Annotated in this window: 12 protein-coding genes; 7 read left to right on the top strand and 5 right to left on the bottom strand. The window is 68.6% G+C overall.

Annotated features, from left to right (window positions below):
• The first annotated feature begins 55 nt into the window (after positions 1-55).
• From AC4HOU_RS13985 to AC4HOU_RS14005, 5 genes are all read left to right on the top strand, one after another.
• Positions 56-1714, top strand: coding sequence for a DNA repair helicase XPB (locus AC4HOU_RS13985; protein WP_163814239.1), 1659 nt, complete (start codon positions 56-58; stop codon positions 1712-1714).
• A gap of 40 nt (positions 1715-1754) precedes the next feature.
• Positions 1755-2423: a DUF3239 domain-containing protein gene (locus tag AC4HOU_RS13990; RefSeq protein ID WP_194990885.1), complete on the top strand. Its 669-nt coding sequence runs from the start codon at positions 1755-1757 to the stop codon at positions 2421-2423.
• Between the two features lie 27 nt (positions 2424-2450).
• A complete protein-coding gene (locus tag AC4HOU_RS13995; RefSeq protein WP_490724589.1) occupies positions 2451-3089 on the top strand; it encodes a LysE family translocator in 639 nt (212 codons plus the stop codon).
• 73 nt (positions 3090-3162) lie between these two features.
• Entirely contained in the window at positions 3163-4569 is a 1407-nt protein-coding gene (locus tag AC4HOU_RS14000; protein ID WP_490724590.1) for a M1 family metallopeptidase, read from the top strand.
• A 390-nt stretch (positions 4570-4959) separates the two neighbouring features.
• Positions 4960-5487 carry an LppU/SCO3897 family protein gene (locus tag AC4HOU_RS14005; RefSeq protein WP_163814243.1) on the top strand — a complete coding sequence of 176 codons (528 nt, stop codon included), beginning with the start codon at positions 4960-4962 and terminating at the stop codon, positions 5485-5487.
• 139 nt (positions 5488-5626) lie between these two features.
• Here AC4HOU_RS14005 and AC4HOU_RS14010 read toward each other — a convergent pair whose 3' ends face one another.
• The gene (locus AC4HOU_RS14010; protein WP_490724591.1) at positions 5627-7912 is read right to left on the bottom strand and encodes a helicase-associated domain-containing protein; all 2286 of its coding nucleotides are present in this window, start codon (positions 7910-7912) and stop codon (positions 5627-5629) included.
• Positions 7913-8221: 309 nt separating this feature from the next.
• Between AC4HOU_RS14010 and AC4HOU_RS14015 the strand changes: the two genes are divergently transcribed.
• Entirely contained in the window at positions 8222-8410 is a 189-nt protein-coding gene (locus AC4HOU_RS14015) for a hypothetical protein (RefSeq protein ID WP_163814245.1), read from the top strand.
• A 254-nt stretch (positions 8411-8664) separates the two neighbouring features.
• Here the strand turns inward: AC4HOU_RS14015 and AC4HOU_RS14020 are convergent, their stop codons facing one another.
• Positions 8665-9303: a resuscitation-promoting factor Rpf1 domain-containing protein gene (locus tag AC4HOU_RS14020; RefSeq protein ID WP_490724592.1), complete on the bottom strand. Its 639-nt coding sequence runs from the start codon at positions 9301-9303 to the stop codon at positions 8665-8667.
• A 387-nt stretch (positions 9304-9690) separates the two neighbouring features.
• Positions 9691-9933, bottom strand: coding sequence for a hypothetical protein (locus tag AC4HOU_RS14025; RefSeq protein WP_163814247.1), 243 nt, complete (start codon positions 9931-9933; stop codon positions 9691-9693).
• A 201-nt stretch (positions 9934-10134) separates the two neighbouring features.
• Here AC4HOU_RS14025 and AC4HOU_RS14030 point away from each other — a divergent pair, with 201 nt between their 5' ends.
• On the top strand, positions 10135-10554 hold the full coding sequence (locus AC4HOU_RS14030) for a cold-shock protein (protein ID WP_171048022.1): 420 nt from the start codon (positions 10135-10137) through the stop codon (positions 10552-10554).
• 75 nt (positions 10555-10629) lie between these two features.
• On the opposite strand, the gene AC4HOU_RS14035 is transcribed toward AC4HOU_RS14030, so the two are convergent.
• The gene (locus tag AC4HOU_RS14035) at positions 10630-11139 is read right to left on the bottom strand and encodes a DUF2771 domain-containing protein (protein ID WP_490724593.1); all 510 of its coding nucleotides are present in this window, start codon (positions 11137-11139) and stop codon (positions 10630-10632) included.
• Positions 11136-12923: an MFS transporter gene (locus tag AC4HOU_RS14040; protein ID WP_195006937.1), complete on the bottom strand. Its 1788-nt coding sequence runs from the start codon at positions 12921-12923 to the stop codon at positions 11136-11138. The genes AC4HOU_RS14035 and AC4HOU_RS14040 overlap by 4 nt, the downstream gene beginning before the upstream one ends.
• Positions 12924-12965 lie beyond the last annotated feature (42 nt).

Raw genomic sequence — 12965 nt, forward strand, 5'->3', positions numbered from 1 at the left:
GGGTGTGTCGGTGGGTTCGGGAACAATGGGTGGGAGCAGATCACAGGAGGCACCGGTGGCCGAAGGTCCACTAATCGTTCAGAGTGACAAGACGCTGCTGCTCGAGGTCGATCACGAACTGGCCGACGCGGCGCGTCAGGCCATCGCGCCCTTCGCCGAGTTGGAGCGCGCGCCCGAGCATGTGCACACCTACCGGGTCACCCCGCTGGCCCTGTGGAATGCCCGCGCCGCCGGGCACGACGCCGAGCAGGTGGTCGACGCGCTGGTCAATTTCTCCCGCTACGCGGTGCCGCAGCCGCTGCTGGTCGACATCGTCGACACCATGGCCAGGTACGGCCGGTTGCAGCTGGTGAAGCATCCAGCGCACGGGCTCACCCTGGTGAGCCTGGATCGCGCGGTGCTGGAGGAGGTGCTGCGGCACAAGAAGATCGCACCGATGCTCGGTGAACGCATCGACGACGACACGGTGATCGTGCATCCGTCCGAACGCGGCCACATCAAGCAGATGTTGCTCAAGATCGGCTGGCCCGCCGAGGATCTGGCCGGATACGTCGACGGCGAGGCGCATCCGATCGATCTCGATTACACCGGCGGTGCCTGGCATCTGCGCGACTACCAGGAGATGGCGGCCGATTCGTTCTGGGCCGGTGGCTCGGGTGTGGTGGTGCTGCCGTGTGGTGCGGGCAAGACCATGGTCGGTGCCGCGGCCATGGCGCGCGCGAAGGCCACCACGCTGATCCTGGTCACCAATACCGTGGCCGGGCGGCAGTGGCGGCGCGAGCTGCTGGCGCGCACCTCGCTCACCGAGGACGAGATCGGCGAGTACTCCGGTGAACGCAAGGAGATCCGGCCGGTCACCATCGCCACCTACCAGGTGATCACCCGGCGTACCAAGGGCGAGTACAAGCATCTGGAACTGTTCGACAGCCGCGATTGGGGCCTGGTCATCTACGACGAGGTCCATCTGCTGCCCGCCCCGGTGTTCCGGATGACGGCCGACCTGCAATCGCGTCGTCGGCTGGGGCTCACCGCCACCCTGGTGCGTGAGGACGGCCGCGAGGGCGATGTGTTCTCGCTGATCGGCCCGAAACGCTATGACGCGCCGTGGAAGGACATCGAGGCGCAGGGCTGGATCGCACCAGCCGATTGCATCGAGGTGCGCGTGACGCTCACCGATGCCGAGCGCATGGCCTACGCCACCGCCGAACCCGAGGAACGCTACAAACTCTGCTCCACCGCGCACACCAAGATCGCCGTCGTCGAATCCATCCTGGCCAGGCACAAGGACGCGCCGACGCTGGTGATCGGCGCCTATCTCGAACAGCTGGAAGAACTGGGCGCGGCGCTGGACGCGCCGATCATCCAGGGATCGACGAGAAACAAAGAGCGCGAAGCGCTTTTCGACGCCTTCCGGCGCGGCGAGATCCCGGTGCTGGTGGTGAGCAAGGTCGCCAACTTCTCCATCGACCTGCCCGAAGCCTCGGTCGCGGTGCAGGTTTCGGGTACTTTCGGGTCCAGGCAGGAGGAGGCGCAGCGACTCGGCCGGCTGCTGCGTCCCAAGCAGGACGGGGGTCAGGCGCATTTCTATTCGGTGGTCGCGCGCGACACGCTCGACGCGGAGTACGCGGCGCATCGTCAGCGTTTCCTGGCCGAACAGGGGTATGCCTATCGCATCACCGATGCTGACGACTTGCTCGGGCCGGCCGTCGGATAAGCGGAGGCACCACCTCCACAAACTGTGCTAGGAATGAGACGTGCGACGCTTCGAATTCGTGGTGGACCGCAGCCATGCCCATGCGGTCAACGAAGTTGTCGCGGATCTGCGCCGGTTGCGCATCAGTGCGGTGATCGCCGCCGCGGTCGCGGCGGCCGTCACCGGCTATCTGGTGTGGTTGAACCATCCCTGGTCCTATCTACTTGCGGTGGCCTCGGCGCTGGGCGCGGTCACCGCGCTGTGGGTGGCGCTGTGGGCGCCGCGCCGCTCCCGCATCGACAAGCTGTATGCCGAGGGTGAGCTGGTACCGGCCGTCGTCTCGCACACCTACCCGAGTGGGATGGTGCTGCTCGCGTTGGTGAACGTCGCCCGCCCCGACTCCAGCGAGACCCGGTACGCGCTGGTGGTGCGCAAGGTGCGGGCGCTGCCCGGACATGAGGCCAAGGCGGGGGAGCGGGTGCCCTCGGTCGCCGTGCGCGGCGATCACGCCGCCCGGGCGGTCGGTGAACTGCGCCAGGCGGTCAACGCCATGCCCATCGCCTGGGGGACCCGCGACGGCAACGTCATCGAACGGGCCCGCGCCGCCATCAGCGAGGTGGAGTGGCGGCTGCTGTCGGACAACCTCGCCCTGGCCGACAAGGTTCGCCGCAGCTCGGCCAAACGTTTGCTGCTGGATCCGCAGCAGCTGCCGGGCGATCTCGGCTCCTGAGCCGGTCGCCGGACTTAAACTGAGCGCATGGTTCCGGCTGCCAACCTGCTGGCATTCGCCATCGCCGCCACCGTGATCGTCGTCATTCCCGGCCCCGGGGTGTTGTTCACCATCGGACGTGCACTGGCGCTCGGCCGCCGCGCGGCACTGATCTCGGTGCTCGGGCACTGCGCCGGGGTTCAGGTGGCCCTGGTGCTGGTAGCGGTGGGCCTCGGCACCCTGCTGACCGCCTCGGCGATGGCGTTGACGCTGGTGAAGGTCTTCGGGGCGCTCTATCTGATCCATCTCGGGATCCAGGCCATCCGCGAACGCAAGAGCCTGCGCGCCGCGATCGGCGGTGAGGTCGGCCGGTTCGGCGACTCGCGGGTGTTCCGGCAGAGTTTCGTCGTCGGGATCACCAATCCGAAGGCGATCGTCTTCTTCGCGGCGGTGCTCCCGCATTTCGCCGATCCGGCGTCCGGGCCACTGCCGGTGCAGTTCCTCGTGCTCGGCACCGTGTTCTTGGCGATCGCCTTGGTCAGTGACAGTGCGTGGGCGCTGACGGCGGCCGCCGCGCGCAACTGGTTCGCGCGCTCGCCGCGGCGGTTGGAGGCGATCGGCGGTGCGGGCGGCGCGATGATCGTCGGGCTCGGCGCGTCGGTGGCGTTGAGCGGAACCTCCGGCTGAGGCGACTACCATCCAACGGGGCCGGTGCACCGGTGCCGGGTGGTGCGGTGTCGAACGAGGGGTGTGGGTTCGTATGAGGTTGTCCGGCGTATCGGCCGTCGCGGTGGCGGTGGCGCTGCTGCTCGGGCTCGCGAGCCCGGCGGGCGCGCAGTCCGCCGGCGATCCGCTGGCCGGCGCACCAGGACTCGGCGATCCCTACTACCCGCTGGACGGCAACGGCGGCTACGACGTGCGCCATTACGAGGTCGGCATCGGCTATGAACCTCTCGCCAAGCAGCTCACCGGCTCCACGCGCATCGACGCCACCGCCACCCAGGCCCTCACCTCGTTCAACCTGGATTTCGCCGGGCCGCCGGTGCAGCGGGTGACGGTGAACAACATCCCCGCCGGTTTCGACCGCAACGGCGAACACGAACTGACTGTGCGTCCTTGGCTGCCGGTGCTGCCCGGATTGCCGTTCACGGTGACGGTCGAGTACGCGGGGCAGGCAGCGGAGTCGGCGGGTTCGGGCTGGACCTTCGCCCCCAGCGGCGGCGCCTTCGTCGTCGGTGAACCGCATTCGGCCACCAGCTGGTACCCGCTCAACGACACTCCCCGCGACAAGGCCACCTTCACCCTGCACGCCACCGTGCCCGCCGAATGGGACGTGGTCTCCAACGGAATCCGGACCCGCGACGAGGTCCGCGCCGGCTCGCGCACGGTGAGCTGGGAGGCGCGCCAGCCGATCCTCGGCTATCTGACGACCATCGCCATCGACAAGTTCACCTACCTCGAGCAGCGCCGCGCCGACGGAACCCCGCTGCTGAGCGCCTTCGCTCCCGGCGCCGCCGGCAACCGCGAACACGAGCAGCGGCTGCCGGAGATCCTCGATTTCTCCGAATCCCTGTACGGCCCATATCCGTTCGATACATCCGGTGGCATCTACGTCGACGCGGACCTGTCGTTCTCGCTGGAGACCCAGACCCGCCCGATCTACGCGCCGTGGACGGACCTGAACACCGTGGTGCACGAGATCGCGCACCAGTGGTGGGGCGATTCGGTCTCGGTGTACAGCTGGGCCGATATCTGTCTCAACGAATGCCTCGCCAGCTACACCGCCGACTATCTGTGGCCCGAGCGGATGGAAGGCGCCGACGTCGACGCGATGTACCGCGACACCGTGGCGCAGGCCTCGACGATGCCGCACTTCTGGGAAATCCCGCTGCAAAACCCCGGTGCCGGAAACGAATTCACCTCCGTCTACTACCGGGGCCCGCTGTTTCTGCACGCGCTGCGCAAGCTCATCGGCGATGACGTCTTCTTCGCCGCGCTGCGCGAGTTCGCCACCGTCAATGCCTACGGCAACGCCTCGATGCCCCAGTTCCGCGACTTCATCCAGTCCAAGTCCGCGACCGATCTGAGTGGTTTCTTCGCCGCGTGGCTCGATCAGGCCGCGCCGCCGCCGGACGAGTACCTGTTCCCCGGCGACCTCAGGGCCTGAGTGGCGCACACACGCCACCATGTGACCAGAGTCACTGGCGGGCAGGAATATTGAGCTCAGGCGGGGTGATCGCAGCGGTCGCGGCGATCGGTCGGGCAGTCCATACTCGGTGGGCGTAACAACGCGCCGTCCGGCACCGACTCAGTGTTCGGATTGGACGTACGTCCATTACGTGGGCGGAATGTGGAAGGCACTACTGATGAATTATTTCGGTTTCCAAATGCTCGGCCGACTGCTCCCGAGCATCCTCGCCCTGTCGATTCTCGGCTTCTCCAGCATCTACTGACCTCGGTCTCCGTCGGTCGACCAGATGCGCCCGTCATGATCGTGCGGGTATCCTCACCCGCGCGTTCATGATCCAGTGAACGCTTCGGTGAGAGAGGTTTTCACGTGAAGTTCCCAGGAACGCGGCTGCTGGCGCGCATCATGCTCGCTTTCGTCGCAGCGGTCGCGCTGGCGGTCGCGGTGACCGGATGTTCGATGTTCGAGGATGCGGGCAAGTCCGACACGGCCAAATCCGAGGTCGGTGAGTGCATCAACGTCATCAGTAGTTCGGCGGTCGACTCCGAGACCGAGCCGGTGGATTGCTCATCGGACAAGGCCGTCTACAAGGTCGTCCAGACCTATGACACCAAGACCGAATGCGCCGAGGACTACACCTCCTACGAGGAGACCCTCAACGGCGGGACCACCGCGTTCCTGTGCCTTGCGCCCAATTTCAAGCAGGGTAGCTGCTACGCCGACAGCATGCTCTCCGGCTACAGCTTCGCCGATTGCGCCTCTCCCGAAGCCAGCTTCCGGGTGATTCAGCGCATCGACGGTCAGGTCGACGAACTGCTGTGCGGCGCCGATGCCAACAAGTTCATCACGGTGGCCGATCCCAAGACCACCTTCTGCCTCGGCGACCCCAAAGCCTGATCAGCGCCACTTCGAGCGGGGCCGTGCCATTCCGGCACGGCCCTTGCTTTTTCGGTGGGACCACGAACCGATCCGTTTCAGCGAAGCTCGCGTTGCGTCTACCTGGCCCGAGCCAGCAGGACGGACTGGACCGCCCCGTCTAATCGAGCAGCGCGACCGACGCGATCCGGTGCAGCGTGAAGTGCCGGACCGCGCCGGTGACCGGATCCACCGCGTCGAGCTGACCGTTACCGATCCGCACCGGCTCGACCACCCGCTGAATGGCGGTACCCGCGGCGTCGACGTAACCGATGTTCACCGCCCGGCGCCCGCGCGCGGCCAGTTGCAGCAGGGCCAGCGTGGCGGCGGTGCCGGTGCGGGTGCCGTCGGGGCGCACCGACTGCGTCGACCGGGCCGCGGCCGCCCGCTCACCGGCGCGCAGTTCCCGCACCAGCAGTTCCAGTTGTTCGGTGCTCGGCGGCACCGGCCGATATGCCTGCCGCGCATGGGGGCGCACCGCGATGCGCGCGCCGCGCCGCCGCAGATCCACGATCATGCCCGCCGAATCCTCCCCGGCCGGTGCGAAACCCGCGGCCCGCAACCGGTCCAGCAGTTCGCCCAGCGGGGCCTGCGAGATGGCGACCGTCGGGGCGATCGCGCGCAAGGCGAGCTCGGCGGCCACCGGCGCGTTCAGCACCTGGGTCAGCAGCGCCGGATCGTCGCTGCGCACGAACGACTGCGCCATGCCGGCCCGCAGCTGACCGTGGCGCCGCGCCACATCGTCGATCAGGTAGGTCAGGGCCTGCGGGATCGGGGTGCGCGAGTGCCTGCTGAACAGCCCGTGTAGTTCGGCGGCGGTGAGCCCGGCGTCGAGCGCCCGCCGCACCGAGGTCTCTCCGATCCGGTACACGGTGGCCGCGCCGGCTGATTCGACATCGGCGACAAGTGCGATCCGGCTCTGCAGATCCGCGGTGAGCGGACCGGGTGCGATCACCGTCAGATCCGCTTGCACCAGGACGTGATCCACCGGATCCGGCAGCGCCTGCTCCATCGCCGCTTCCGCCGCACCGGCACTGTCGGGCTGCTCAGACAGCAGGGCCCGTCCGGGGTCGCTCAGCGCGCCACGACCGATGATCCCGAGCGCCGCCGCCTCCCCGAAGGTGCGCTCGACCGCTTCGAGCCGGAAATGCCTGCGCCAGCGCGGTGCCCGCCAGGCCAGCAGGCGCGCGGCGCCGGACGGTTCCAGTGCGGTGCCCGCGGGCAGCTCCGCCAGCACCTCGAGCATCGCGCGCCGGTCGCGGATCGCGTGCGGGGTGCGCAGTTCATGGGCCAGAGCGGCCAGCGGTTTGTCGTTGGCATCGCGCATGCCGATCATCCACGGCACCCGATCCGATTCCAGCCAGGCCTGTGCCAGCGTCACCCAGCGCCGGGCCGGTGGCGCTTCCAGCCAGGAGTCGGCGGCGGGGGTGGGGGCCCAGAAATCGTCGGTGCTCTCGATATCCGGCGGCGGATCCGGCAGTCCGCGGTCGATCAGCTTGGCGGCGGCCAGCAGTTCGATCAGCAGGCCGGTGCGCTGTTCGTCGGTGCCGGTGTGCTTGGCGATCCGGCGGGTCTCGCGCACCCCGAGACCGCCCGCGCGCAGGGCGGGTGCCGGCGCCTGGCCGAGGACCTCGAGCACGCTCGCGCAGTGGCGCAGCAGTTCACCGACCTCACCGGCGGACACCGCGTTCACCTCATCCGGCGCATGGGCGGTGGTGGCAGGCGCCGGCGGGGTGAGCGCGTGCGGATCGGTGACGGGCTCGCCGCGCAACACCTGGGCGACGGTGAGCGGCAGTTCGACGGTCTCCGCATCCAGTGGGCGCAGCAGTCGCCGGCTCAGCAACTGCTGCACCGGACGATCGGGCGGGGTGCCGGGGGCGGCGTCCTTGGTGCGCCCGCGCGGACCGGTGGCGGCCAACTTGTCCAGCAAAGCCCGTTCGGCGGGGGAGATCTCGGCCAGCGCGGCAGTGACCTCCGGTTCGGTCAGCGCGTCCGGCAGTTCGGTGGTGCTGCCCATCGGCCACGGAAGCGCCTCCGCCGCGGCGGGAACCACGCGCAGGGCATCGCCGTCGGACCAGATCAGGGCTCGCTCGGTGAGCCGCCGCAACGCCGCGTCGACCGGTGCGGCCTTCACCCGGTCGCGCAGCAGCTTCTTCAATTCGCGACGGGTCAACGGTGGCTGCGCCGAGGCGGCCCGCACGGCCAGGGTCTCGATGATGGCGAACTCGAGGGTGTCGAGCTCGTCGGCGGCGCGCAGCACCGAGGCCCGCTGTTCGGCGCGGGCGGCGAGCACCGTCATCGAGGAGGGCAGCGGCACCGCCAGATCGGGCCGCAGCTCGAGCAGCGACACCAGCTCGGCATCGCTGCGGGCGCCGAGCCAGTCGGCCAGAGAGTCGGTACCGGTCATCGGATTCAGCCTACGATGCGCTGCCGGATGCCGCCGGAGCAGGAGCGGTGCAGTCGGCCATGCAGCTGTGCGGTCCGTATGTGTCCGCCCGCACTCCTGCCCGGGCGTTGCCGCATCACTGCCGGGCGGGTGTCGGTGTCTCGTGGGGTGGATGCCGTTGTTTTGCGGGCGGGGTCGTGTCTTGTGGGCAAGTGCCGTTGTCTCGCGGGTGCCGCTGCCTCGTCCCGACAAGGCGGGTGAGCGCCCGACGTGTCCGGTTCCACGCCGACCATGTGCCGGCTCGCGGCGGTCACATGCCAGAATGGGCGCGTGGTGAACAAATCGAAGAAGCCTTATGTCGACAACGGCTGGCCGCAGGTGGCCGACGGTGAGCATGCGGTGACCGAGCTGTCGTCCTCGCGCTCCGGCAACCTGTCCCCGTTCGGCGAGGACACCGAATTCCCGGTGGCCGCCGACAAGCTGCCGTACGTGCACCCGCACACCGTTATCAACCGCTGAGCCGCGCGCCCGCATCCGGCGACGGATCGTGGGCGCCGCTCCGGTCGTAGTTCATCGCATCCGGCGATGCCCCTCGCTCCACTGGCGCTGACGCATGCCCGCGTATCGGTGCCGGTGTGTAGCTGAGCCGGAATACGATTCGCGGCCGCATCCTCGGAACCTACCCCGCCGCACGGGAAACGGCCGAGGCCCCGAAACAACGACTGTGGCCCCGCATCCGATCGGATGCGGGGCCACAGTCGTAGAGACTCGGGTCAGGAGGGGAGCAGACCCTTGTTCGCCTCGAAGAAGTTCACGACGGCCGGGTCGAGCTTGGTGCCGTTGGCCTTGGCGGCGTTGAACACATCCAGCGCCTGCTGCGGCACCTGAACGCCCTGCGCCTGCACCACCGCGATGGCGCGGTCGACGGCGTCGAAGACCTGCTGGCTGCTGTCGGCGGCCGCCTGCTGCGGCGCGGCCTGCTGCTGCGGGGCCGGCTGCCAGCGCGGGCTCTCGGCCTCGGCGGGAGTCGAACGGGGGGTGGGAGCGCTGCTCAGGCCGAGCGAGGCCGAGCAGGAGGGCCACGCGCCCCAGCCCTGAGAGGCGAGCACCTTCTCGGCGACCGCGATCTGCTGTTCGCGGGTGGCCTGGTCGGCGGTGGCCGCGTATTGGCCGCCACCGTGGGCCTTCCAGGTGCTCGGAGAGAACTGAAGTCCGCCTTGGTAACCGTTGCCGGTGTTGATCGCCCAGTTACCCCCGGCCTCACACTGCGCGAGTCGATCCCAGTCGGAGTCGGGTGCCGCGCTGGCGTTTCCGGCGAAGGCCACACCTGCGGTGCCCATGATGGCGCCGGTGACGGCGACCTTGGCTACGGTGCGCCCGGTGGAGGTTGGCTTGCGATGGCGTCCACTCATATCGGGTTCGTCTTCCTCTCGTACGCACCTGCGAGGCGCTCTCGCTCGGGTTCGGACTGAGAGGTCGTCCGTCCCGCCCTCACCCCTCAATTCCGTCGGGGGTCCGGTACCCGCGGGGTGAGGTTCGGTGCGGCGGGCCGGTGGTTGGTTGCCGGGTGTCCCGGCTGGGTAAGACGGTACGACGAACCTCGCGAAAAATCACCATTTGGTAACCGGCGTGTACGCGGGGGTCTCGGGCCGGTCTCGAGCGGGCATAGACCCCTCTGTGCAGCTAGGCGCGTTGCGCGGTGGGGGCGGCGGGTGCAAGAACGTTCCGTTATCTGGCCGTTATGTGATGAGGATCACAGGCCGGATTGGGTAACGATTGCCCTGGGTAACTAGTTGATGTCACCTGGCTCGTCGTCCGGAGCGCAGAGTGAACACCAGCGCCAGGACGAAGCCGATCGGCGTGAGCATCGCCAGCAGATACAGCCACAGCCCCGGCGCCGAGTCGCTGAGGATGTGCGTCAGGAAAATGGCGACGATCGCCAGTAGGCCGATCGTGAAGACACCGAGCGCGAGCTGGAGCAACCAGTCACCACGCCGGCGCGGCGCACGGCCCGGCGGCGGCTGCGAGGGAGTGTTCGTCACCGCTGCACCGTAAAACTGATGTGCTTACGCGGAGGGCACCGGGGTAGACTCGACGGCAATGCGCGTCCTGCATACCTGTGGGGCGCGTTCTTTCGCACAAGGGCAAGACCTGATCGCGGCCCCGCCGCGCGGGTGCTTCGAAGATGGAAATGTGCCCGGGCCGCAAGGGTCCGGGTTTCGAATGATGAACGGGTGAGCGCAGTGCCGACCGGCAGGGTGAAGTGGTACGACGTCGAAAAGGGCTTCGGCTTCCTTTCCCAGGACGAGGGTGAGGACGTCTACGTCCGCTCTTCCGCGCTGCCCCAAGGCATCGAGACCCTCAAACCGGGGCAGCGCGTGGAGTTCGGGATGGCCGCGGGCCGTCGTGGGCCGCAGGCGCTGAGCCTCAAGTTGCTCGAGGCTCCGCCGTCGGTGCGTCAGGGGCAGGAGCGGGCCGCCCGCAAGGAGCCCGCCGCGCGCAGGCATTCCCCCGATGAGCTGCACGGCATGGTCGAGGACATGATCACCTTGCTCGAGGCCAAGGTGCAGCCCGATCTGCGCAAGGGCAAGTACCCCGATCGCAAGACCGCGCAGCGGATCTCCGAGGTCGTCCGGGCCGTCGCCCGCGAACTCGATCACTGAGCGGCGTAGTCCGGGCGAACGCGAACGGTCGCGGGCATCCTCGATGCTCGCGACCGTACTGCTGTTCGGGGGTGTTTACTCGGCGGTCCTGATCGACCATGCCGCATGCGGCACGTAGAACTCGGCGCCGGTCTCGTCGCGCGCGAGGATCGGCAGCTGCATCTCCACCCCGACCAGGCGTAGGTCCGGTTCGGGCTGCGACTCGACGGTGATCGCGCGCACTCCGCCGGGGAACTCGGTGTGCCTGCGCACCTTGGCGATCTCCTCGCCCGAGGGCAGCGCGTACACCTGCTGGATCAGCCAGGGCGCATCGGCGATCTCGTTGGGCAGCGACAGTTGCAGGGGATAGCCCGGCGGCACGTCGAGGCTCACGGTCTCGCCGTAGCGGCAGTCCTCCATCCGCACCGTGCAGTACATGAACGGCGGCACGGTGACCGTGCGGCCGTGCGCGTACGCGGTGATCTCCGGGTCGTGCTCGTCGGCGTTACGTACGAGCACCGTCAGCACACCGACGAAGGCGGCGGACAGCACGAGTACACCGACGGTGAACAGCGCGACGATGGTGCGGGCGTTGGGTTTGCTCACCGGATGGGATCTCCTCGTCTGATATCGGCGGTCCGGCCGTTGCGGCGGGTGCTGCCTTGGCTGTCGGCGGTGCTGTGGTGCGGTACCACCTGCTCGGCGTGCTGGGGCCGATTGCCGCCGAGGCCCGGCAGCAGCGAATGTCCGCGATAACTCACCACAGTCTGGACCAGGCCCGCCACCAAGATCACCGAGACCACCGCGAAACCCTTCCAGTAGTCGGTCGGCAGCAGTACCCCGGCGGCGCCGCCGACCACCCAGCTGAGCTGGAGCACGGTCTCCGAACGCCCGAACCCGGACGCGATCGACTCCGGCGGCAGATCGTCCTGGATCGAGGCGTCCAGCGACACCTTGGCCAGCGCGCTGGCACCGGCGGCGACCAGCGCCGCCACCGCCGCACCGAGCAGATTGTCGGCGAAGACCGCGAACAACGCGACCACCGCGCAGGCGGCCGTGCAGTTGACCACGATGAGCGAGGGCCTGCCCAGTTTGATCCTGGCGCCGCTGGCATTACCGGCGAAATTGCCGATGGCGGCGGCTGCGCCGACCACACCCAGCATGGCCGCCTGCTGCACCGGACGATGCTCGGTGGCCTTGGCGACGAAGGCCACATAGAAGGTGAGGAAGCCGGTGAGCACGCGGATACTGCTGTTGCCCCAGAGCCCGGTCACCACCGAGCGGCCCAGCGGTTGACGGCGTTTGCGGGCGGGCACCGCGGACTTCTTGCCGGACGGGATGACCTCGGTATCGGGGTCGTCGCTGTGATAGCTCAGGGTGGCGGGCACTTCGCCCTCGGTGATCTCGACCCAGCGCGGAATGCGCAGGCTCAGATAGGTGCCCGCGCAGGCGATGGCGACCGCGAGCACCAGCGCGCCGGTCGAGCCGAAGGCCGCGGCCGCGAGCGCGGCGATCGCGCCGGCGCCCATGGTGCCGCCGACCAGACCGAACACCGTCAGCCGGGAGTTGGTTCGGACCAGATCTATCCCCGGTGGCAGTACACGCGGCGTCACCGCGCTCTTGAGCACGGCGAACGATTTGCTCAGCACCATCATGCACAGCGCGAGCGGATACAACGCCCAGGTGTCGAAGTCGACGATGAGCACCACCGCCAGCACCGCGCGCACCGCGAACGATGACGCGAGGGCGAGCCTGCGGCCCCGCTGCAAACGGTCCAGCGCGGGCCCGATCAGCGGCGCGATCACCGCGAACGGGGCGATGGTGATCAGCAGGTACAGCGCGACCTTGGTCTTGCTCTCGGCGGTCGCGCTGGCGAAGAACAACGTGTTGGCCAGGGCGACCGCGATCGCGGCGTCCAAGGCGAAGTTCGTCATCGTCGCGTAGGTGAGCGCGGTCAGACCCGACTTGTCGGCGCCGTCGGCCTTGGCCGCGCGCTGGAAGGTGGCGAACCCCTTCTCGGTCAGCTCCTTACCGCGCAGCGCGGCGACCCGTGTGACGGTGAGTTTGCGCGGGACCCGGCGATCGTCGACGCGGGCGGCCTCGTCCTCGGGCGCCTCCTGGCGACGATCGTCGACCCGGCGTGGCTGTTCTTTGCGCATCGACCGCGTGAACCGGCCGCGGCCCGGGTCGCGCTCGACCTCCGTCAGCGGACGGGTCGGCGGCGGGATGGTGCCTGGATGATCCGGCGGTAGCGGCGGCAACGGCCGACGTCGCCGTGGCGCGTTGGGTGGCGGATATCGATCGAAACCGGGGTGCCGCTCGTACGGTGGGTACTCTTCGCCGTCCCACCGACCGCGATCGGGACCGGGGGGATCGCTGGGAGTAGTCACAACGTCAATTCTGGCGCACAACGGCCGGTGAGGTTCACGCAC

Source organism: Nocardia sp. JCM 38205, assembly GCF_058222935.1.